At 36.0% G+C, this 23,670-nt stretch carries 14 protein-coding genes and 1 riboswitch; of the genes, 10 read left to right on the top strand and 4 right to left on the bottom strand.

Going from position 1 to position 23,670, the window contains the following annotated elements; genetic code table 11:
* Positions 1–84: 84 nt before the first annotated feature.
* The 3 genes from R1X58_RS06250 to R1X58_RS06240 all read right to left on the bottom strand — a co-directional run bounded on the left by R1X58_RS06250 (position 85) and on the right by R1X58_RS06240 (position 5,422).
* Complete coding sequence (locus tag R1X58_RS06250) at positions 85–843, bottom strand: LytR/AlgR family response regulator transcription factor (RefSeq protein ID WP_240572497.1); 759 nt, start codon at positions 841–843, stop codon at positions 85–87.
* Positions 833–2,866 carry a sensor histidine kinase gene (locus R1X58_RS06245; protein WP_240572496.1) on the bottom strand — a complete coding sequence of 678 codons (2,034 nt, stop codon included), beginning with the start codon at positions 2,864–2,866 and terminating at the stop codon, positions 833–835. The genes R1X58_RS06250 and R1X58_RS06245 overlap by 11 nt, the downstream gene beginning before the upstream one ends.
* A 96-nt stretch (positions 2,867–2,962) precedes the next feature.
* Positions 2,963–5,422, bottom strand: a complete 2,460-nt coding sequence (locus R1X58_RS06240; protein ID WP_317293012.1) for a TonB-dependent receptor plug domain-containing protein — start codon at positions 5,420–5,422, stop codon at positions 2,963–2,965.
* Between the two features lie 211 nt (positions 5,423–5,633).
* On the opposite strand from R1X58_RS06240, the gene lepA reads away from it, so the two are divergent.
* The 5 genes from lepA (at position 5,634) to R1X58_RS06215 (ending at position 14,719) form a co-directional block, all read left to right on the top strand.
* Positions 5,634–7,430 carry a translation elongation factor 4 gene (lepA, locus tag R1X58_RS06235; protein ID WP_240572494.1) on the top strand — a complete coding sequence of 599 codons (1,797 nt, stop codon included), beginning with the start codon at positions 5,634–5,636 and terminating at the stop codon, positions 7,428–7,430.
* 148 nt (positions 7,431–7,578) lie between these two features.
* Positions 7,579–8,997 (top strand): glycogen synthase, encoded by a 1,419-nt coding sequence (locus R1X58_RS06230; RefSeq protein WP_240572493.1) that lies wholly within the window; start codon positions 7,579–7,581, stop codon positions 8,995–8,997.
* Entirely contained in the window at positions 8,994–10,259 is a 1,266-nt protein-coding gene (locus R1X58_RS06225; RefSeq protein WP_240572492.1) for a glucose-1-phosphate adenylyltransferase, read from the top strand. Before R1X58_RS06230 ends, R1X58_RS06225 begins: the two co-directional genes overlap by 4 nt.
* A gap of 3 nt (positions 10,260–10,262) precedes the next feature.
* On the top strand, positions 10,263–12,170 hold the full coding sequence (gene glgB / locus R1X58_RS06220) for a 1,4-alpha-glucan branching protein GlgB (protein WP_240572491.1): 1,908 nt from the start codon (positions 10,263–10,265) through the stop codon (positions 12,168–12,170).
* Between the two features lie 149 nt (positions 12,171–12,319).
* Positions 12,320–14,719, top strand: a complete 2,400-nt coding sequence (locus tag R1X58_RS06215) for a glycoside hydrolase family 31 protein (protein ID WP_240572490.1) — start codon at positions 12,320–12,322, stop codon at positions 14,717–14,719.
* A gap of 61 nt (positions 14,720–14,780) precedes the next feature.
* Here R1X58_RS06215 and R1X58_RS06210 read toward each other — a convergent pair whose 3' ends face one another.
* Entirely contained in the window at positions 14,781–16,610 is a 1,830-nt protein-coding gene (locus R1X58_RS06210; RefSeq protein ID WP_240572489.1) for a cation:proton antiporter, read from the bottom strand.
* Between the two features lie 127 nt (positions 16,611–16,737).
* On the opposite strand from R1X58_RS06210, the gene R1X58_RS06205 reads away from it, so the two are divergent.
* From R1X58_RS06205 to thiS, 5 genes are all read left to right on the top strand, one after another.
* Positions 16,738–18,522, top strand: a complete 1,785-nt coding sequence (locus R1X58_RS06205; RefSeq protein ID WP_240572488.1) for a cation:proton antiporter — start codon at positions 16,738–16,740, stop codon at positions 18,520–18,522.
* Positions 18,523–18,672: 150 nt separating this feature from the next.
* Positions 18,673–19,533: an MBL fold metallo-hydrolase gene (locus R1X58_RS06200; protein WP_240572487.1), complete on the top strand. Its 861-nt coding sequence runs from the start codon at positions 18,673–18,675 to the stop codon at positions 19,531–19,533.
* Between the two features lie 29 nt (positions 19,534–19,562).
* Positions 19,563–21,176: a S8 family peptidase gene (locus R1X58_RS06195; protein ID WP_240572486.1), complete on the top strand. Its 1,614-nt coding sequence runs from the start codon at positions 19,563–19,565 to the stop codon at positions 21,174–21,176.
* Positions 21,177–21,287: 111 nt separating this feature from the next.
* Entirely contained in the window at positions 21,288–23,132 is a 1,845-nt protein-coding gene (locus R1X58_RS06190; protein ID WP_240572485.1) for a M1 family metallopeptidase, read from the top strand.
* A 107-nt stretch (positions 23,133–23,239) separates the two neighbouring features.
* A riboswitch (TPP riboswitch) is annotated at positions 23,240–23,339 on the top strand.
* Between the two features lie 107 nt (positions 23,340–23,446).
* Positions 23,447–23,650 carry a sulfur carrier protein ThiS gene (gene thiS / locus R1X58_RS06185; RefSeq protein WP_240572484.1) on the top strand — a complete coding sequence of 68 codons (204 nt, stop codon included), beginning with the start codon at positions 23,447–23,449 and terminating at the stop codon, positions 23,648–23,650.
* The last annotated feature ends 20 nt before the right edge of the window (positions 23,651–23,670 follow it).

The following is a 23,670-nucleotide window of genomic DNA, read 5'->3' as shown; positions in this document are numbered from 1 at the left end:
AGAAGGGTTTATTAACCAAACTTTTTACTTAAAATTATTAATTCATACAAAAACAAAGCCTGCTATTTATTCAGGCTTTACTTTTTAAATACCCATCCATTTTTTTATTATTTCATTATACGTTCGTCCTGTTGTTATGGATGTTTTAGAATTATTATTTAGTGAAATAATGAATCTGTTACTAAAATACTTTTGAACCTCCTTTACGTGATTTGTATTAACAATAATACTTCTGTGAACCCTTAAAAATTCCTTTGGCAACTTTTGTTCAAGGCTGAGTAGTGATTGTTCACTCAAATGTTTTTCATTTGGAGTATATACCGTAACATACTTTTCTTCAGCCTCAAAATAGAGTACTTCTTCCAGTTTTATAAAAACAATTTTATCTCCTTTTTTTATGGTTATAGAAGTCATTTTAGAATCGGTTTTTAAAACAGATAGCTTTCTAATTGTATTTAAAATATTTTCGTTTGAACTCCTATCGAACAGCTTAAGCTTTTTAATAGTGGTTTCTAATCGTTCTTTACGTACTGGCTTTACTAAATAATCCAGACTATTGGTCTCGAAAGCCTGCAAAGAGTATTGGTCGTATGCTGTACAAAATATAACTATAGGAATAACCTCTATAGACTGTAACACCTCAAAACCGTTTAGACCAGGCATTTCAACATCTAAAAAAATAAGATCCGGGTTTAGTGTATTAATTAGCTCTTTAGCTTCAGTTCCGTTTTTGGCAATACCTATAATTTGAAACGTTTCAGGATATACCCCCAACAAACGCTCTAAACGGTCGCGAGCAGATTGTTCGTCGTCAATAATTATAGTTGTATACTTAGCGCTCATAAGGTCTTAATGAATTATAATCAATAACAATTTCTATTTTCTTTTCGGGTTGATTTTGCCAATTTAATTTAGCGTTCGATTTATAACTTAAACGCAACAAATCGAATACCGATTGTAAGCCATGCCCACTAACTAAACCTTCAGGAAAATCTGGTCCGTTATCGTATACCGCAATCGCTAAACCCTTTTCAGTTTTAGTTATCACTAACTTTATAAAACCTTTGGTTTCCAGTTTAGAAATACCGTGTTTTACTGCATTTTCTACCAATGGTTGCAATAAAAACATAGGTAATGCTTCGTTCTCTAAATTTTCATCTATTTCAATGGTAAACTCCAAACGATCTCCAAACCGAATTTGTTCAATTTCGAGATAGGTCTGCACCATTTCAACCTCGTCTTTTACAGTGCTCATTTGTTTTCCTTGTCGGTTTATAGAATAGCGAAATAAATCGGATAACGACAAGGCCATTCGCTCTGTTTTATTGGCATCGGTATGCGATAACTCGGCAATAGAGTTTAAAGCATTGTATAAAAAATGCGGATTGATTTGAGACTGGAGCGATTTTAACTCGGCCTGAGTATTTAAAGCTTTAAGCTCACTTAATTCTACATCTTTTTGTTTAATAATATTATCGGAATAACTTTTTAAATACAACAAAACACCTCTTGCTATAGCCACTACTAAAGCAATAGCAAAAAAAGGGTTAATTATCACCATGACGTTTACACCTTCGTGGGTAATATATTTTGATACAACATAATAATAAACAGAAAACGGAATGACAATAGCAATAAACAGTAAACCAGATTTTAAAAATAATATGGTATAAAATTTCATACTTTCTTTAAGAAATAACTTTTCCAAACCCCAAATAAAAAATGAAACAACCAAACTTGGGGTTATTACCATAAATACCATCAACTTAAAAAAGTGAGACCAAGTTGAATAAATCAATAAATCAAGATTGGATAAATGATTGTATAAACCTTGCAATCCAACAATTCCTGAAAAAACAATTAAAGCAGGTATTAAAGAATTAAGGTAACTTACTTTAAAATAAGGATTAACAAAGAAATTTTTAGAAAAGACTACCAAACATAAAACCAATACGGCAATAATCATTGCTGATATCGTTTTTAGTTCGCTTGAACTTAAATAATGCATGGCAAATCGCCAGTTGTAATGGCTATACATATATTCTTCAAACTGTTGGTTGAAGTCTGGAGCATATAGTTTTTTTAACAAAAATTCATCTTGATATGTAAATACATAAGATTGCGGATAATACTCCTTAAAATTAAATACAGCACCAGGAACAGTAGATGTATTAGCCTGTGGGTTTTCCTTTATTTCGCATAAACTTCGAAGCATTTCATATTTTATTAACTTCGTTTTCTCCTCAAAACTTATTGTTTCATTAAATGCGAAGCGAATATTTGGCCAAGTGAAATAACTACCCCAACTCGCATAATCACTATAATCAGTTCTTTCAATATATGCTGTCGAATCTAACTGTGTTTTAATTAATTTTAGAGGTGCAAGTTTTTCAAAAGGCTTAACGTTATCAGAGCTAAATTGCATTCTAATGGCTGCATCCCATAAATCAATACGCCTAAAATTCCCTATTTTTTCTCCTGGATCGCTTTTATCTTTACTGGTAAACATAACATCGATAAAAACACCCGTGTAGTTACTAAAATAATCAATGGTTTTATGCGGCAGTAACGCCTTTAGTTCCTTTATAGTATTATTGACAGCCAAACTATCTTCCTTAGACGCATTATAAAGCGCAAACAATATTGGTGTTTGAAACCTCTTAATAAACTGCCCCATTCCATCATTTGTGGTGAGTCGGTCTTTTATATATTCCCAGTTTGGGTCTGCTGCTTTTTTTAAAAATTTATTTTGGGAAAAATCCCATTCTGGGTTATTTATCTTAGCTCTGGACAAATTATCTAAATACGGGTAGATAAAAATCCCTAGAAGCAATAAAATAAGTAATGTTGGTTTGATGTGTTTCATGGTCGTTGTGTTATATTATAACCACAAAACAACCTAAAACCCTTATACAAAGAAACCTTTTTCTGACGAACGGCACAGAGCTGGAATGAACGGTTTTTACTTTTCAATAGAATATTCTGCAGTTCTTACAACAGGAATACCTGATAAAGTAAGTCCTTCAAGCATCACTTTTACTTTAGTTTCTACCTTACTGTTATCATACTCAACTGCTACAACACCTTTATCATCAGGATGCACGTAAGGATTCCAGTATAGAGTATTTCTAATAACATCATTATTATTCAAATCGAACTCGGCATCTTCACCATAACTACCAGAATAAAACACACGGGCATCATAATACCCATCAACCGTTTTAGTAATGGAATGAAATTCCTTTTTAGGTTGATTATTAACCGAGCCTATTTTTGTATAAATTAAAATAACTCCATTACCTCCGTCAGGGCCAAAAATAGCAGCGCTGGGCCCTTTAAACACTTCTACCCGATCTACATTTTCAGGCATAATATAACTAATGTCTGCTGAAGAAAACACTGGAAATCCGTCGAGAATAATATGTGCCGGACCATTAAATCTCATAAAGCGAATGGTATCGTTGGTTACCAAAACACCCGGCACCAAAAATTGAATCAGTTGATAAATATTACTATATGGAGGCGTATCTTCATCTACATAATACTTATATTCCGGATTACCGTAATAACTAGGGGTTTCATCTTTCTTCTGGGCAATGATTTCAACTTCATCTAAAATATTTTCTGGAGATACTCCGTAGGCTATGTATTTGTTATAAACATGCTTTTTAATCGATTCCAATTCAAGCGTATCAACAAGGTCTTGCTGAAAAGCTTCATATTTAAAATTTGTAGACATCGGTTTAGATTCTAAGCTATCTAGCAACAACTCGCCTTTTCCTTTACCCTTTTCATTTCTGGTATTCACCATCATTGTGGTTTTTCCGGTATAACCAACATCTTTAAAACTGAAACGACCCATTGAATCTGAAATCTCACTAAACAACTGCATGCCTTCCTTTTCATTTAGTAAAGCCAACGTAATGTTATTATTTGGCTTTGGCTTACTTCCAAGTAATTGTTTCACCATTCCAGCTACAGAAAATCCTGTTTCTATGGCATACTTTGGTAATTTAGGATTCTCAGGCAATGTCTTCCATAAAAAATCGCGCCAACCTTGTGTTAACAACAAAAGATCTAAGCAAGCCAGTCGTTTGGAATTATTCCTATCAAAATAAAATGCCGGATTACGCACCTGTCCTTTAATATCAGACTCCATTAAAAAATAAGAACAAATATTTGTTCCGTATTTTGAAGTTTTGTTGACACTACTTTCATCTATACTCGCTAATGAAAAGCTTGCAGGTAAAGGTTGACCCGACTTGTTTTTTGAAACAACCTGGATTTCTACTTTTTCCTCTGGCTTGTAAACCTTCTTATTGGTTGTTAAGCTAATGTCTAAATCTTCTTCGTCTCTTTTATCTATATACACCAAACGTTCACTTTGTGGAAGGGCATTTTTATCGTAAATCGTTATCTGGCAAATCCCCTCTGGAATCTGGTCTTTCGGTAACTCGAAAGATACCTGCTGCGTGTTGAGTTGTATCTCTCCTTCAAAATAGGAAATCCCCCTAACTCTGGCCACTATGGCAACCGTTTCACCCTGATGCTCCTGAAATGTTTTTGCATTGGTTTTAATAGAAATAATATCCCTCCCCTTGATTTTTGAGGCTCCTATAAGAAACCCGCTTTCGCTAACTTTAGGTAGGGGTACTTCGATTGTTTTTCCATGTTCAGAAGTTATTTCAGCCTTTAATGAACTTTGTAAATCCGACTGAATTTGAAATTTACCCATACCCTCATGCAAACTGGCAAATAATGTTACCAATTCTCCTTTAGAATCGACAACTCTTCCCGTTACTTTTTGTGGATTTCCAAAATTATCCGACGCTTTAAAAGCTACAGTACTTATAACACCATCGACTAAATTTCCTCCTTCAGGAAAAAACTGAAATTGCAAAGCTTGTTTTATTTCTGGTTCGGTCTCTTCTTTAGTCTTCTTTCGTTGATTTTGCTTTTTGTTGGTTTCGCTTTTATTAGAATCATCGTTGAAAACATCAATAATTTCTATCTCCTTTTTAAAAACAAAATCGTCACCAAAATTTCGATCCCAGTTGGTATAAGCTCGCAATTGATAAACGCCCGGTTTTTTCACGCCTAAGGAATCCGTTAATTTAAAATCCCCATGACCTACTCCTTGTTCCAATCGTGTTTTATGTCGTGCAATAATTTTTGAATTGGGAGAAATCAACTCTACATACAAAATCTTACTTTGGTCTAAAAGCATGTGATTATAAGCCAAAACAGAATAGGCCTTATACCATAACGATTCACCAACGGTATAACAGGATCTGTCCGTATGCACATAAACCTTTTCTATGTTAGGAACTGTTGTTTTATCCTGCGCTTGAAGAAGTCCTGTGATTAAAACAAATAGACTAAGCAAAAAACATTTTAAGTTCTTGTTTTGTTGGTTTAACATGTTTAGTTTGTAAATAGGTTAGTTGCAATTTCTTAGACACTAAATGTAAGTAAAAGTTTAATTTTTAGGTAATCGGTAACCATAACTTATCACTTTTCCTATCTGAAAAAACATTTATAAGCCTGAAACGTAACTCGTGACAATATTTTTAGAGATATACAACTTGAAAACATCTATATTTGCAAATTATATCTAGGTTTAGATTTGATTTATGAAGAATATTAGAAACTTTTGCATTATTGCACATATAGATCACGGGAAAAGTACACTTGCAGATCGTTTATTAGATTTTACTGGTTCGGTAACTGAAAGAGAAAAACAAAACCAGTTATTAGATAATATGGATTTAGAGCGCGAGCGTGGAATTACTATTAAATCGCACGCCATTCAAATGGACTACGTTTACGAAGGTGAAAAATACACTTTAAACCTTATTGACACTCCTGGCCACGTCGATTTCTCATACGAGGTATCTCGATCTATTGCAGCTTGTGAAGGTGCACTTCTTATTGTTGATGCAGCCCAAAGTATTCAGGCCCAAACCATATCTAACCTGTATTTGGCTTTAGAAAACGACCTGGAGATTATTCCAGTTCTAAATAAAGTCGATTTACCAAGTGCCAACCCAGAAGAAGTAACCGACGATATTGTAGATTTATTAGGTTGCGATCCTGAAGATGTTGTTCACGCCAGTGGAAAAACAGGTTTTGGTGTCGACAACATTTTAAAAGCTATTATCGAGCGTATTCCAGCACCAAAAGGAGATCCGAATGCGCCGCTTCAAGCCTTAATTTTCGACTCTGTTTACAACACCTTTAGAGGTATTGAAACTTATTTTAGAGTATTTAATGGTGAAATTAAAAAAGGCCAGCACATTCAATTCGTTGCAACCGGTAAAGACTATTATGCCGATGAAGTTGGAACGTTAAAACTAACTCAAGTTGCTAAAAAAGATATTAAAACCGGAGATGTTGGCTATCTTATTACAGGTATTAAAACCGCAAAAGAAGTAAAAGTTGGTGATACCATTACTGATTTTGAAAGACCAACACAAAATATTGTAGAAGGTTTCGAAGATGTAAAACCAATGGTATTCGCCGGAATTTACCCTGTAGATACTGAAGATTACGAAGAATTACGTGCCTCAATGGAAAAACTACAGTTAAATGATGCTTCGTTAGTTTTCCAACCGGAAAGCTCGGCAGCATTAGGGTTTGGTTTCCGTTGTGGATTCTTAGGAATGCTTCACATGGAAATTATTCAGGAGCGTTTAGAACGTGAATTCGATATGACGGTAATTACAACCGTGCCTAACGTATCGTACCATGCGTTTACTAACAAAAATCCTGACCAAACCATTATTGTAAACAACCCGTCAGATTTACCAGATCCTTCAACTTTAAATCGCGTTGAAGAACCCTATATTAAAGCGACCATCATTACCAAATCAGACTTTATTGGTAACGTTATGTCGTTGTGTATCGAAAAGCGTGGTATTGTAACCAATCAAACCTATTTAACTCCTGAACGAGTAGAATTATCATTTGAAATGCCTTTAGCTGAAATTGTATTCGATTTCTACGATCGATTAAAAACCGTATCTAAAGGTTATGCATCTTTCGATTACCACCCAATTGGTATGAAACCATCTAAATTAGTACGTTTAGACATCTTATTAAATGCTCAACCTGTTGATGCGCTTTCAGCCTTAATTCATGCTGAAAACGCACAAACTATCGGGCGAAAAATGTGTGAAAAATTAAGAGAACTTATACCTCGTCAGCAGTTCGATATTCCAATTCAGGCAGCTGTTGGAGCCAAAATTATATCTCGTGAAACCATCAAAGCTTTACGTAAAGACGTAACAGCAAAATGTTATGGTGGAGATATATCTCGTAAGCGTAAATTACTTGAAAAACAGAAAAAAGGTAAAAAGCGTATGAGACAAGTTGGTAACGTTGAAATTCCTCAGCAAGCATTTATGGCGGTATTAAAGCTTAACGACTAACATTTATGTAATCAGCACGCGTTTTTATAAGAAATTATTATTGATATTTTTGAATTATTTCGATAATGTAATTTTTTCTTTAAAAATGAACGTATGTTAAAAAAGTGGACAATATTTTTGTAAGTTTATAACAAAGCAAAAATATTTAATGACTATTTTACATATAAGTGCAGAATGTTATCCCGTTGCTAAGGTAGGCGGATTGGCTGATGTTGTCGGTGCTTTACCAAAATATCAAAACAGTGCAAACAACACATCACAGGTTATCATGCCGTTTTATGATAACAAGTTTACTCAAGAAAATACGTTTTCTTCAGTTTATGATGCACAGCTAAATCTAGGCGATTCGGTTTTCGATTTCCAGATTTTAGTTCTAAAAGATAAGCCATTAGATTTTGATGTCTTTTTCGTTAATATTCCCGATTTGTTATTTAAAGATTATGTGTATTCTTTTGATGATACCGAGCGTTTTTTAGCATTTCAAATAGGAGTATTAGACTGGTTGCTAACCTGGCATGATTACCCGGATATTATACACTGTCACGACCACCATACTGGTTTGGTGCCATTCATGCTTCAGGAAAGTTATAAATACGAAGCTTTTAGAAAAATTCCGAATCTTATTACTATTCATAATGCGCAATATCAAGGCTGGTTTTCGCATGATAAGGTAGGCTTGATTCCTCCTTTCAACTTTGATCATGTGGGATTACTGGATTGGGGAAATCAAATCAATCCTCTGGCAGCAGGTATAAAATGTGCCTGGGGGGTTACTACGGTATCGCCTAGTTACATGGAAGAATTAAAACAGGCGGCCAATGGCTTAGAAAGCTTATTAAGTGCCGAAAGCCCAAAATGCACAGGAATTTTAAATGGCATAGACACCAATGTCTGGAATCCGGAAACCGATACTTACATTGTAAAAAATTATTCGATTAAAACAGTTGATGAAGGTGCTGCTGTCAATAAAAAACACCTGTGCGACACCTTTAATTTAGACTTTAAAAAACCTTTGTTTGCTTTTATTGGCAGACTGGTAGACGAAAAAGGATCAGATCTGTTTCCTGAAGTCTTTAAAATAGCACTCGAAAAAGACAACCTTTCTATTTTATTACTGGGATCGGGAAGTAAAACTACCGAATCTCAATTACAAGATTTAAAACCAGACTTTGCTGGCACCTATAACGCATTTATAGGTTACGATGAAAAGTTATCACATATCATTTATGCCGGGGCCGATTTTTTACTAATGCCCTCTCGTGTTGAGCCTTGTGGCTTAAATCAAATGTATGCACTGCGATATGGAACCATTCCTATTGTAAGAAGCATTGGCGGTTTAAAAGATACCGTAACTGATATTAATGAAAAAGACGGCTTTGGTATTTGCCATCCAAATACAACCGTTTCAGAAATAACCGAAGCTATAGATAGAGCTATTACCCTATTTAAAGACCAACCAAACTATAAAGGCATTAGAAGCAAGATTATGGCCATCGACCATTCTTGGGACGCTTCTGCTGAAGAATACATTAATTTATATAACACATTAAAAACTAGCCAGCAATGATTAACAACAAGGTTTTAGCCATCATACTTGGTGGTGGACAAGGATCTAGATTACACCCATTAACGCAACAGCGCTCAAAACCGGCAGTACCTATCGCCGGAAAATACAGGTTGGTCGATATTCCTATTTCTAACTGTATTAATGCAGACATTAAGCGTATGTTTGTCTTAACACAATTCAATTCTGCTTCATTAAATCGCCACATTAAAAACACATACCACTTTAGTTTTTTCAGTAGCGCGTTTGTCGATGTATTGGCTGCAGAACAAACTCCAGACAACAAAGGTTGGTTTCAAGGAACAGCAGATGCCGTTCGCCAAAGTATGCACCACGTATTAAGGCACGATTTCGAATACGCGTTAATTTTATCTGGTGACCAGCTTTACCAGATGGATTACGACAAAATGATTGATGCTCACGAAAAATGTGGAGCAGAAATCTCTATTGCTACCATTCCAGTGAACGCAAAAGATGCTACTAGTTTTGGTATTTTAAAATCGGATGAAGAAAGTATAATAACGGCATTCATAGAAAAACCAGATGCCAGTTTGTTACCGGATTGGACATCGGAGGTTAGTGATGAAATGAAAGCTGAAGGCAGAAATTACCTGGCTTCTATGGGTATTTATATCTTCAATCGCGATTTATTAATCAAATTAATGAATGATGAATCGACTATCGATTTTGGTAAAGAAATCATTCCACAGTCTATTGCAGAACATAAAACCTTAAGTTATCAGTATGAAGGCTACTGGACCGATATTGGAACTATTGAATCTTTCTTTGAAGCTAATATTAGTTTAACGGCTAACATTCCTAAATTCGATTTATACGACGAAAACAGACGTATTTATACGCATGCCAGAATGTTGCCAACAACAAAACTTGCCGGAACCACATTAGACAAAGCCGTTATTGCTGAAGGATGTATTATTGCAGCTGCAAAAATTGAAGAATCGGTTATTGGTATTCGCGCACGCATAGGTAAGGAATCTACGGTAATTAAAACTTATATGATGGGTAACGATTATTATGAAACCCTTCAGGAAATAGAAGAAAAAGACATTAAAATATTATTAGGTATTGGCGAACGATGCTTTATTAAGAATGCTATTTTAGACAAAAACTGTCGTATTGGAGACGATGTAAGAATTAATGGCGGTGACCATCTTGAAGACACCGAAAACGATATGTACGCAGTAAGAGACGGCATTGTAGTCGTAAAAAGTGGCGCAACTATACCTAACGGATTTGTAATATAATATATGGCTCAAACAAAAGTTTATAGTCTTTTCACAGACTTCGATATCAATTTATTTAAAGCTGGTAAACACTATAGGCTTTACGAAAAATTTGGCTCACATTTAGTAACAGTTGATGGCATTGAAGGCACCTACTTTGCGGTATGGGCACCAAGCGCCAAACGCGTATCTGTTATTGGTGACTTTAACTTCTGGACCGAAGGCGAACATGAATTAAATGTTCGTTGGGATAGTAGCGGTATTTGGGAAGGTTTTATTCCGTTTGTTGGCAAAGGAAATCTTTATAAATACAAAATTGAAAGTCACAATCAGGGTATTAAAACTGAAAAGGCCGATCCGTATGCCAGACGTTGCGAACATCCACCAAAAACAGCGTCGATAGTTTGGGACGATAACTACAAATGGAAAGATGCCGACTGGATGAAAACCCGTAAAAAGCACAATGCTTTAAACGCGCCATACTCGGTTTATGAAGTTCATTTAGGATCCTGGAAACGCAATGTTGAAGAAGACCGTTCGCTTTCATATTTCGAATTGGCAGACGAACTGGTAAATTATGTTAAGGAGATGAACTTTACTCACGTAGAGCTCATGCCGGTTATGGAGTTCCCTTACGACCCATCATGGGGTTATCAGATTACAGGGTACTTCGCTCCTACCTCACGTTATGGTTATCCGGAAGAATTTAAATATTTAGTTGATAAATTACATCAAAACGATATAGGAATCATTTTAGACTGGGTGCCTTCACATTTTCCTGAAGACGCCCATGGTCTAGGGTTTTTCGATGGTTCAAACCTATACGAACATCCTGATAAGCGCAAAGGTTATCATCAGGACTGGAAGAGTTTAATCTTTAATTACGGTCGTAATGAAGTGAAATCTTTCCTGATTAGTAATGCTATTTTCTGGCTGGAACAATACCACGCCGATGGTCTGCGTGTTGATGCTGTAGCCTCGATGTTATTCTTAGATTATTCTCGTGAAGACGGCGAATGGGAACCAAATATTTTCGGAGGCAGGGAAAATCTGGAAGCCATCGAGTTCATGAAAGAACTGAATAAAGAAATTTACGCTTCATTCCCTGACGTACAAACCATCGCCGAAGAGTCAACAGCTTTTCCAGGCGTTTCTAAACCTGTTTTCCTTGGCGGATTAGGTTTTGGTATGAAATGGATGATGGGCTGGATGCACGATACTCTTGAATATTTCTCAAAAGATCCGGTGTATCGCAAATACCATCAAAACGACATCACCTTTAGTTTGGCTTATGCCTTTTCTGAAAATTTTATGTTGCCGCTGTCTCATGACGAAGTGGTTTATGGTAAAAATTCCATTTTAGGCCGTATGCCTGGTGATGAATGGCAACGCTTTGCTAACCTTAGAGTTTTATTTGGATATATGTTTACGCATCCGGGTACAAAACTGTTATTTATGGGTGGTGAAATTGGTCAGTATAACGAATGGGATTTCCAGGGCAGTTTAAACTGGAACCTTCTGGAATTCGATCCGCATAGAAACTTCCAAAATTATTATAAAGCCTTAAATACACTATACAAAAACACGCCGGCATTATTTGAAAAAGGTTTTTCTCATGATGGTTTCCAATGGATAAATTACGGAGACCATGAAAACTCGGTGATTTCATATATCAGAAAAGGTGAAAACCCGGAAGAAAATGTTGTAGTGGTTTGTAATTTAACACCAACAATTCATAAAAAATATCGCATTGGTTTACCGGTACCCGGAAAAATTAAAGAGATATTTAATAGTGATGATGAGGCCTTTGGTGGTAGCGGTGTTTTAAATTCTAGAGCAATTACCATTAAAGATAAACCTTGGAACGGAAAAGATTATTCAGCCGAAATTACCTTGGCACCGCTAGCCATTTCTGTTTTCAAGTTTAACTAACCAAAACGTTTTCGTTACACATTACGCAATTATATTACTGATATGTTGCGCTTTACGCAATTTGTGTCTTATATTTTTGCTGATTATAGCCCATTAGAAATCAATTGTTTTAGTACTTTTAATGATGCACATACTAAAGTTATAATTTTATGATTTTAAATACAGAATTAGAGTATAAAGGAAACTTGTTTCCGTCCAATATAATTTCCTACGAAAAAAATCTTGACACCCTTTATTTCACTTCGCAAAACGGAGTAATTTTACAAATAACTGTCATTCGCGACAGTGTATTGCGTTTTCGATATACCACCACTGGTATTTTTGAAAACGACTTTTCTTATGCGATTACCAAATATGCCAGTAGAGGGTACAACCATTTAGAAGTTAAGGAAGAGGAAGATAAATACATCATCATCACCTCAAAACTAAAGTGCCATATTAACAAAGCTGATTTGAGAAATGCTATTTACGAAGCACAAACCAACGAACTGCTTTGTGAAGACGAATTAGGTTTCCACTGGGAAGAAAGCTATGAGTTTGGCGGCGATATTGTAAAAATGTCTAAGGTAGCTCAGGAAGGCGAAAGTTACTACGGTTTGGGTGATAAACCAGCCGATGTAAATTTAAAAGGAAAACGCTTTGAAAACTGGGTAACCGACTCGTATGCCTACGGAAAATATACCGATCCTATTTATAAAACCATTCCATTCTACACCGCGCTTCATCATAAAAAGTCCTATGGTATTTTCTTCGATAATACCTTCAGATCGTATTTCGATTTTTGTCAGGAGCGTCGTAATGTTTCCAGTTTCTGGGCACAGGGTGGTGAAATGAATTACTATTTCATCTATGGTCCTGAAATGTCTGAAGTGGTTGCGAATTATACCGATTTAACCGGAAAACCACATCAATTACCGCCGCTTTGGGCCTTAGGTTATCACCAATGTAAATGGAGTTATTATCCTGAAGCGAAAGTAAAAGAAATCACCAATAAATTCAGAGAGCTAAAAATTCCTTGTGATGCTATTTACTTAGACATCGATTATATGGAAGGATTCAGATGTTTCACATGGAGTAAGGAATATTTCCCGGACCCAAAACGCATGGTTAAAGAACTGGCTGATGACGGCTTTAAAACCATTGTGATTATCGATCCGGGCATTAAAATCGATAAGGAGTATTCGGTGTTTAAAGAAGGACTGGAAAACGATTATTTCTGTAAACGCGCCGACGGTCCATACATGAAAGGAAAAGTATGGCCGGGAGAGTGTTATTTCCCCGATTTTACGAACCCTGAAGTTCGTGAGTGGTGGTCCAACCTTTTCAAGGAATTAATTGAAGAAATAGGGGTTAAAGGTGTTTGGAATGACATGAATGAGCCTGCTGTAATGGATGTACCAGGAAAATCATTTCCAGACGACGTAAGACACGATTACGAAGGTAACCCTTGTTCTCATAGAAAAGCACATAATATTTACGGTATGCAAATGGCAAGAGCCACCTATCAGGGGCTTAAAAAGTTCGCTTATCCTAAACGTCCGTTTGTTATTACACGTGCTGCTTATTCCGGAACGCAGCGATACACCTCAAGTTGGACAGGCGATAATGTGGCTTCCTGGGAGCATTTATCGATTGCCAATATTCAGGCACAACGTATGTGTATGTCCGGATTCTCGTTTATAGGTTCAGATATTGGTGGATTCGCTGAACAACCTAACGGTGAACTTTACGCCCGTTGGATACAATTAGGTATTTTTCATCCGTTTTGCAGAACACACTCTTCTGGAGATCATGGCGACCAAGAACCATGGACCTTTGGTAAAAACATTACCAATGTGGTTCGTAAATTCATTGAATTAAGATATCAGCTTCTACCCTATTTATACACCGCTTTTTGGCGCTATGCTGAAGAAGGCATTCCTATCTTAAAATCGTTGGTTTTATACGACCAGCAAGATACCCATACCCACTACAGAAGCGATGAGTTTATTTGTGGTGAAAAAATACTGGCATGCCCTATTTTAGAGCCTAATGCTAAAGGGCGACGCATGTATTTTCCAGCCGGAGAATGGTATAATTTCTGGACTGACGAAATTGTGGAAGGCGGACAAGAACTTTGGGTTGACGCCGATTTAGACAGTATGCCAATCTTTATTAAATCAGGTGCTTTAATCCCTAAATATCCTGTTCAGCAATATGTAGGAGAAAAAGAAATTGAGGAGTTAAAACTGGATGTATACTTTAAAATTGGAAAAGAAACCTCTCAGGTTTACGAAGATGCTCACGATGGCTACGATTATATAAAAGGCAGATATAGCTTAAGAAACTTCACCTTAACAGGTAAAACAACCGAGCTTATTATACAGCAACATAAATTAGGTAAGTATACCACACCGTATGATACCTTTAAACTGCAATTACACGGTTTGCCTTTTAAAATTAAAAAAGTGATTATCGATAAAGTAGAATATTCTTTTAAAGATATTAAACTTAACGGCGATAATTCTTTTATTATCAACAAGGACTTTACCGACTTACATATTTTATAAACTCCACACAAAAACAAGTTGAAAACAAAAAAACGCTGGAATTAACCAGCGTTTTTTTATTCTAAACATCAATAGATTCATAGGGTTTACCCAAGTAGACCAGTTTGAACTCTTTTTCTATCTTAAATTCTTTAGTAAGAGTACAAATAATGTGTAATTCACCATCACGATCCTTAACGAATAAAGGAATCGCCTTTTGCTCTCTGTTTAACTTATCAATCTTCTTAAGATATTCTTCTTTTGTATTGATATTAATTTCATGAATTACCGGATAATCTCTGGCTACCTCACTGAAGTTAATAAAATCATCTTTAGTAGAGAAAATCGTATCTAACGAAATATCCTCCTGATTTTTAATTTCCTGAGATGAAATCAAGCGGTAAGATCCGCGCTCTCCCAAATGGTCTTTAAATTTACTAATACTGTATTTGTTAATCTCATCACTTCCTGTAAACGCCAGTAAATAGCCTATATCACTTAATTCCACATCATTCGTTAAATCTTCCGAATAAATATTCGCCTGCATCGCATCTAAATCCAAGTTTTTTGCCTTTTCGATATTATCCAGGTTGTTATCAATTAACACCACATGACGGGCGTTTTGTTTTAAATATCTCGCTATAATTCTGGACGCTTCAGAAGCACCAATTATTAAAATACCTTTGCTGGCTTTTAAATAAACCCCTATCCATTTGGCTACATATCTTGCCGATGCTGCATTTAAAAGCACCGTAACCAATACTGTTGTAAATACTAAAGGCGTAATATATTCTGCATAAGGTTCACCACGTAAGGTCAATTTTGTCCCAAATAACGAGGCAATACCAGCGGCAACAATACCTCTTGGTCCTACCCAGCTTATAAAGGCTTTTTCGTTGAATTTAAGGCCCGAATTTGCACAGCTTAAGAAAACACCTAATGGTCGTAAAACAAAAATGATAATTGCCATGAGTAATACCGTTTTCCAATTGTATACGATTAATAAATCTTCCAGATTTATATTTGCCGATAGCAATATGAACAAAATAGATATAAGTAATACACTCAACGATTCTTTAAAGTAAAGCAGCTCCTTTAGGTTTGGCAATTTACTATTTCCAAGCACCATTCCCATAACCACAACTGCTAAAAGTCCGGATTCATGGGCGAATATATCAGACTCTACAAATACCAAAAGCACAACAGATAAAGCAGTAACATTCAGCAAATAATGAGGAATCAGCTTTTTCTTAATAGAGAAATAAAGAATCAACGCTGCTGTGGTTCCAAAAGAAATACCTACAATTACAATTTTACCAAACTCTATTATAGCCTGAAGCGTATATCCATTAGTTTCTTCAATACTAATGAACTCAAACATTAAAACCGCTGCTAAAGCTCCTATTGGATCAATTAAAATACCTTCCCATTTTAATACGGTTGAAATTTCCTTTTTAAGCGGAATATTTCTCAATATCGGAGCGATAACTGTTGGTCCGGTAACGATAATGAGTGCAGAAAACAAAAACGACACCTCCCAGCTTAATCCGAATATAAAATGCGCTGCCAAACCACCTCCAATAAATGTGATAAGTCCACCAACACTAATTAATTTTAAGATAACGGGACCTACTTTTGAAATTTCATTTCGCTTCAAAGTCAGTCCTCCTTCAAACAGAATAATACCAATAGCTAAGGATACAAAACTGTACAGACTGTCGCCCGGAAATAAGCCTTTATCTCCATTCCAAACCGGCTCGATCCACTTACTACCATCTGCAGAAAATAAAGTAGAAATGGGTCCAACAAAAAGCCCTATAAGAATTAGGGGTAAAATTGCCGGAAGTTTCATCCTCCACGCAACCCATTGTGACAATATTCCTAAAATTACAATACCCGAAAGTTCTATCATGTACAATTTCTTTTACCAAATACAAGAGCAAAATATTAAAAAATGAGTACTAAACACCTATGTTTCTGTGGTTATTTACAAAAATTTCGGATATTTATAATATACCGTTTAAACTAAATAGGCTTTTATGGAAGGATTTGATATTTTAAACCTCTTCTTTGTTCTGCTTTCTGCTTGGGGAGCCGGAGCCTTAATTAAACGTATAGGGTATCCTGCTATTTTAGGCGAACTATTAATTGGAATCATTATTGGTCCACCATTACTGGGTCTTGTAGAAACCTCAAGTACCTTAACCATTCTATCTGAAGCTGGTGTAATTCTACTTATGGCTTACATTGGAATGGAAATTAACTTCAAAGATTTAGGGAAAGCTTCCTGGGCAGGACTTCTTGCCGCTATTGGTGGTTTCGTCGTTCCGTTTGCTTTGGGGTATTATGTTGTAACTTTATCTGGAGGGACGAGTGTAGCCGGGCTTTTTGTAGGTATTGCCGTTGGCGTTACTTCTTTAGCTACTAAAAGTCGAATTTTGGTAGACCTAAACTTATTAGATACCAGAATTGCTTATGTTTTAATGGCTGGTGCGCTATTTTCTGACACCTTAGCTCTTATTATTTTTGCCGGATTGTCAAGTTTTATAGATGCAGGCTCTGTGAATATGACTGAAATAGTCTTCATCAGTGGAAAAATAATCCTGTTCTTTTTATTCTCAACATTATTCGGACTTTATCTATTACCAAAACTTATAAAATGGCTAGAAACTAAAAAAATTGACAACCGAACGTTTTACTTTACGCTTTTACTGCTCATTGTTTTTGGATTATCTGAATTAGCTGAGCTTGTTGGACTTCATGGTATTTTGGGAGCTTTTATGGCAGGATTGTTTGTTAAAGATGATCTCTTCAATAAAAAAATAAGTAAAGACATTTCTAACGTTTTCCATGATGTTTCAGTAGGTTTTATGGCTCCCATTTTTTTCGTTACCGCCGGATTTCACGTTTCTCTTGATGTTTTTCAAACCGATTTAAATCTTTTACTTCTTATTCTGGCAGCTGCATTTATTGGAAAAATTGTTGGAACCATTATATTTTATTTACCTAGCGGATATGGCTGGCGAGAAGGTTTGGCTGTTGGAACAGGAATGAATGGTCGAGGTGCTGTAGAAATTGTGATTGCAGGCATTGGTTTGCAAAAAGGCGTTATTACACAGGAAATATTTTCAATCCTTGTGTTTATGGCTATTTTAACTACGCTCTCGGTACCTCTGTTTTTAACATGGTCTACAAACTGGTTAAAAAAACGAGGGGAACTGGTGAAACAATATTCCAAAAAAGGATATCTCATTTTAGGAGCTAATCCATTAGGTTTACTTCTTGGGGAACACTTAAAAGCCAGTGATAAAATCACCTTTATTGATGCTAATAAAGTAGTATCGGAACAGGCAGAAACCAAAGGATTCAAATGTATACATGGTAATGTGTTAGAGGAAACAACATTAACCGAAGCCTCTGCTAAAGATTACAGAACATTTATTGCCATCACTGAAAATACTGAAATCAATCTATTAGCCTCTCAATTAGCGAACGATAATTTTTATGTTCCCGAAAAATATGTTGTTATCTGCCCTAATGAAAATAAAGAAGGCGCAGGAGTTAGCCTGTTAGGAGCCGCATCTACCCTATTTGCCAGTCGAACAGATATAAAACCCTGGATAGAAAAAATTCAGTCTTCAAATTACAAAGAAGTTCAGGTTAAAATAACAAAAGAAACAACTACCCGTTTATGGGTTAAATCTCAATTACAAAAAGATAAAAACATGCTACCCCTTGTTATAATTGATACCAACGGAAACAAACGCCCTTTTGGATATAATGATAGTTTAGAAGTCCGTGAGTCTGTCATTTATATTGAATAACTGCTCAAAAGGAACAGTAACTTTTAAATTCCATTTTAAGTTAATGGTTTAAAAAGCAGTACTCATAGCCATAACATTATGTTATTTAATTCATAATATATTCTTAACATTTTTAAGCAATTAGTCTATTTTTAGTAATTTGCACCACTTATGAAGTTATACCCAATAAACGCTGGTAATTTTAAGCTGGATGGTGGTGCTATGTTTGGTGTTGTTCCAAAGTCTATATGGCAAAAAACCAACCCTGCCGATGCTAACAATATGATTGATATTGCTGCACGCTGTTTACTTGTTGAAGACGGCGATCGATTGACGTTAATCGATACCGGAATGGGTAACAAACAATCAGATAAATTTTTCGGATATTACCACTTATGGGGTGATGATAGCATCGATAAATCCTTAAAACAATACGGATTTCATCGCGATGATATTACCGATGTGTTTTTAACGCATTTACATTTCGACCATAGTGGTGGTGCTATCCAATGGAATAAAGACCGTACCGGTTACGAGCCTGCCTTTAAAAATGCGCAATTCTGGAGTAATGAAAACCACTGGCAATGGGCTGTGAATCCAAATCGTAGAGAACAGGCTTCATTTTTAAAAGAAAACTTACTACCTATGGAAGAAAGCGGACAATTAAAGTTTACTTCGCTTCCTAAAGGTGATCTTTTAAAACAATCGGAATTGGGTTTCGACATCTTTTTTGCCGACGGCCACACCGAAAAACAAATGATTCCGCTTATTCAATATCAAGGTAAAACCATTGCTTTTATGGCAGATTTACTACCAACAGTAGGCCATTTACCTTTACCATACGTGATGGGTTACGATACCCGACCGTTATTAACTCTTGATGAAAAGGAAAAATTCTTAAACCTCGCAGCAGACCAAAACTTCTACTTGTTTTTAGAGCACGATGCACACAACCAGATTATCACGGTTCAGCATACCGAAAAAGGTGTTCGATTAAATGAAGTCTTCACTGCCGAGGATATATTCAAATAAAAAATTAGATTAAATTAATTACAATCAAAATGAAAACAATTCAAAGATTATCATTAACGGTTACAGCAACTGCCATATTATCTGGTTGCGGTGGCTCTAGTTTTATATCAACTCCTGTTGAAAATGTCGATTCTTCGCCATTAAAAGTTTCTGAATTAACCGAAAAAGAAAAACACACTTGGGGACATTTAGATTTAGTAAAAGATACCATTCCTGGAATGAGTGTTGAAAAAGCATACGAAGAGTTACTTAAGAATAAAAAAGGAGCTAGTGTTATCGTTGCGGTTATCGATTCTGGTATTGATATTGACCATGAAGATTTAAATGATGTGATTTGGACTAACGAAGATGAAATTCCTGGAAACGGTATTGACGACGATAAAAACGGTTACATTGATGATGTTCACGGATGGAATTTCTTAGGTGATGGTTACGACGAGCAATTAGAGCTTACTCGTATTGTTGCTAAAGGAGATACAAGTAACCCACAATACGCTGCTGCTAAAGCTGAATACGACGAAGAATTCCAAAAATGGAATGACAGAAAAATGCGTTATGAGCAAATTTATGCGCAGTTAAAAGCTGCCGATGAAACATTTGCTAAACATTTTGGTAAAGCAGATTATACAAAAGAAGACATTAACGCTATTGGCGCTACAACTGACGAAGATTTAAACAAAGCTGTACAAATGGCTAAGTTCATGTTCGGTAACGGTTTAGATTCTATTCAAGAAGCTAAAGAAGAAATTAACAGTGGTTTAGAGCACTTTGCTGATCGTTTAAACTACAACCTAAACGTGAACTTTAACGGTCGTGTTACTGGTGATAATCCAGATGACATGTCGACAAAATTCTATGGTAACGGAAACGTTAAACCTGTAAAAAAATCAGAAAGTCACGGTACACACGTAGCTGGTATTATTGCTGCCGAGCGTGGTAATGGTTTAGGTGTAGACGGTGTTGCAAACAACGTACAAATTATGTCTGTAAGAGCTATTCCAAATGGTGATGAGTACGACAAAGATATCGCTTTAGCTATTCGTTATGCTGTAGATAACGGAGCAAAAGTAATTAACGGAAGTTTTGGAAAAAGCTATTCTCCACACAGCGACTGGGTTCGTGAAGCTATTAAATATGCTGCAGATCACGATGTAGTTTTTGTTCATGCTGCTGGTAACGAAAGTAAAGATGTTGATGTAAAACCTAACTTCCCTGACGATAACGTAAACTATGTTGAAATTGCAAACAACTACATTAGAGTTGGTGCTTTAGAGCCTAAATACGGATCAGGTTTATTAGCTGGTTTCTCTAACTACGGTAAAAAGAATGTAGACGTATTTGCTCCTGGTGCTAAAATTTACTCTACAACTCCAGAAAATGAATACGATACTAAAGGAGGTACATCTATGGCTGCTCCTGCTGTAGCTGGTGTTGCTGCTTTAATTCGTTCTCATTTCCCCGATTTAAATGCAGGTCAGGTAAAACAAATTATCTTAGATTCTGGTTTACCATTAAACCTTAAAGTTGTTGTTGCTGGTGATACTAACGATGTTAGACCATTTAGCGAGTTAACAACTTCTGGTAGAATAGTTAACGCTTACAATGCATTAATTATGGCTGCTAAAGAATCTTCAGCTAAATAAAAGAAGATATTCTATACAAAAAAAGAGGCTTGAGCCTCTTTTTTTGTATAGACCTTTTGGTATTTTGTTCAAAGAACAGTACGTTTAACTACTCAATTAAAAATCCCCCTGATGAAACAATTTTTTATCTCTATTTTAAGCTTATCTTTACTGGCATCTTGTGGTGGTTCTAAAGAATATGCTACCATTACACCAACTGTACCGGTAATACAGAATACACCGGCTACGTCAACATACTGGCAACAACATGTAGATTACACTATGGATATTGATATGGATGTAAACAACTATCAATACAAAGGAAAGCAAACCTTAGTTTACACAAATAATTCTCCAGATGTTTTAAATAAAGTTTTTTACCATTTATATTTTAATGCCTTTCAACCAGGAAGTGAAATGGACGTACGTTCTCGTACTATTGCCGATCCTGATGGTCGTGTAAAAGATCGCATTAGTAAACTTGGGCCAGATGAAATCGGATACATTAAAGTAAACTCATTAAAACAAAATGGCTCAGCTTTAACTTACGATACTGTTGGAACAGTTTTAGAAGTTAACCTGGACAAACCTATTCAACCAGGTGAAAGCGTAACTTTCGACATGGTTTACGATGCACAAGTACCTGTGCAAATTCGTCGAACAGGACGTAACAACAACGAAGGCGTAGCACTTTCAATGTCTCAATGGTATCCTAAATTAGCTGAATACGATTACGAAGGCTGGCACACCGACCCATATATTGGTCGTGAATTTCACGGCGTTTGGGGTAATTTCGATGTTACACTTCACATTGATAAAAACTATGTAGTAGGAGGAACCGGATACCTTCAAAACCCAAATGAAATAGGGTATGGGTATGAAACATCTACGGTAAATCGTCCAACTGGCGATAAATTAACCTGGCATTTTGTTGCCCCTAATGTGCATGATTTTACTTGGGCTGCCGATCCTGAATATAACCACGACACCATGCAGGTTCCTAATGGGCCACTTTTACATTTCTTATACAAGAAAACCATGGCTAAGGATAAGCTTGATAACTGGAAAAAACTTCAGAAAAAAGCCGTTGAGTTGATGCAATTTTACAGTGCTAATGTTGGGCAATATCCTTATAAACAATACTCAGTTATTCAAGGTGGTGACGGCGGAATGGAGTATGCCATGTGTACCTTAATTCTTGGGGAAGGTACTTTTGATGGCTTATTTGGTGTAACAGCTCACGAAATGGCACACACCTGGTTTCAGTTTTTATTAGCAACTAACGAGTTAACAAACTACTGGATGGATGAAGGGTTCACGGAATATTTTGGTGAATTAGCCGGAAGTCAAATTTTAAATACTTCTTTTGAAGAAGCGACACAACGTGTATATAAAGTGTATTTTTCGTATGCTAAATCAGGAACAGAGCAACCACAAACCACCCACGCCGACAGATTCAACTTCAACCGTTCATCATCTATTGCAGCGTACTATAAAGGGTATGTGTTTTTAAATCAGTTGGCTTATGTTATTGGTGAAGAGAATCAAAAAGAAACCATAAAACAATATTTTAAAGACTGGTCTTTTAAACACCCAACACGTACCGATTTTATCAGAGTAGCTGAAAAAGTTTCAGGTCTAGAGTTAGACTGGTACTTAAACGACTGGACGCGCACCACAAATACCATCGATTATGGTGTGAAAGTGATTAACGGAGATAATGTTATTCTTGAACGTATTGGTTTAATGCCAATGCCTATTGATTTAACAGTAACCTACACCGATGGAACAACTGAAGATTTTTACATTCCGTTACAAATGATGCGCGGTGAAAAACCAACTTCAGCAACCATTGCTGCAGACTGGGCATGGGCGTATCCTGTGTATACTCTAAAAGCAAATAAAGCAGTTAAATCGGTTCAAATCGACCCTAAAAACATGATGGCGGATATTAACAGAGAAAACAATAAAATGTAAAGGTTAAACCCTTTTTTTAATCATATTCAAAAGGCTTCTTTTTAATTAAAGAGGCCTTTTTTTATAAATATTATGCTATAACACTTTATTTTTTAATACCTTCGTCTTGTAAACTTTAGGGGTGTTCTAAAATGAATTTAGAACTGAGACATACCCTTTGAACCTGATACGGTTAGTACCGTCGAAGGGAAAAGTTGAATAGACTGTTGCAATACGGGCTAGCGCACCTTTTCATAAATACGCTTCACCTCGTGGAGTGTCTTTTTTCAAAGTCTTTATTTCCTCTTTGGTTTACAATATAAAATGTATTGTAAATGATAACTATTCAACTAAACGAACGTAAATTAAATATTGATACCAACATCAATATTTCTCAATTACTGCTTCAGGAAAACTATCCACAAATTGGCATTGCTGTAGCCATTAATCAGCAGATTATTTCGAAAGTCAATTGGGCAAATCAACTACTGCAAGACGGCGATAATATTCTCATCATTCAAGCTACCCAAGGCGGATAATTAACTTTGAAAACCACAAC

Origin of the sequence: Aestuariibaculum lutulentum (assembly GCF_032926325.1) — a bacterium.
In the GTDB taxonomy this organism is placed as follows: domain Bacteria; phylum Bacteroidota; class Bacteroidia; order Flavobacteriales; family Flavobacteriaceae; genus Aestuariibaculum; species Aestuariibaculum lutulentum.
Note: the sequence above shows the minus strand (reverse complement) of the source record. Positions and strands in the feature narration are given on the sequence as shown.

Excerpts from the sequence above, each read along its gene's own strand:
- glgB (WP_240572491.1), top strand. The coding sequence starts at position 10,263 with ATGGCTCAAACAAAAGTTTATAGTCTTTTCACAGACTTCGATATCAAT.
- R1X58_RS06190 (WP_240572485.1), top strand. The coding sequence starts at position 21,288 with ATGAAACAATTTTTTATCTCTATTTTAAGCTTATCTTTACTGGCATCT.
- R1X58_RS06245 (WP_240572496.1), bottom strand. The coding sequence starts at position 2,866 with ATGAAACACATCAAACCAACATTACTTATTTTATTGCTTCTAGGGATT.
- R1X58_RS06195 (WP_240572486.1), top strand. The coding sequence starts at position 19,563 with ATGAAAACAATTCAAAGATTATCATTAACGGTTACAGCAACTGCCATA.
- lepA (WP_240572494.1), top strand. The coding sequence starts at position 5,634 with ATGAAGAATATTAGAAACTTTTGCATTATTGCACATATAGATCACGGG.
- R1X58_RS06225 (WP_240572492.1), top strand. The coding sequence starts at position 8,994 with ATGATTAACAACAAGGTTTTAGCCATCATACTTGGTGGTGGACAAGGA.
- R1X58_RS06200 (WP_240572487.1), top strand. The coding sequence starts at position 18,673 with ATGAAGTTATACCCAATAAACGCTGGTAATTTTAAGCTGGATGGTGGT.
- R1X58_RS06250 (WP_240572497.1), bottom strand. The coding sequence starts at position 843 with ATGAGCGCTAAGTATACAACTATAATTATTGACGACGAACAATCTGCT.
- R1X58_RS06210 (WP_240572489.1), bottom strand. The coding sequence starts at position 16,610 with ATGATAGAACTTTCGGGTATTGTAATTTTAGGAATATTGTCACAATGG.
- thiS (WP_240572484.1), top strand. The coding sequence starts at position 23,447 with ATGATAACTATTCAACTAAACGAACGTAAATTAAATATTGATACCAAC.
- R1X58_RS06215 (WP_240572490.1), top strand. The coding sequence starts at position 12,320 with ATGATTTTAAATACAGAATTAGAGTATAAAGGAAACTTGTTTCCGTCC.
- R1X58_RS06205 (WP_240572488.1), top strand. The coding sequence starts at position 16,738 with ATGGAAGGATTTGATATTTTAAACCTCTTCTTTGTTCTGCTTTCTGCT.
- R1X58_RS06240 (WP_317293012.1), bottom strand. The coding sequence starts at position 5,422 with ATGTTAAACCAACAAAACAAGAACTTAAAATGTTTTTTGCTTAGTCTA.
- R1X58_RS06230 (WP_240572493.1), top strand. The coding sequence starts at position 7,579 with ATGACTATTTTACATATAAGTGCAGAATGTTATCCCGTTGCTAAGGTA.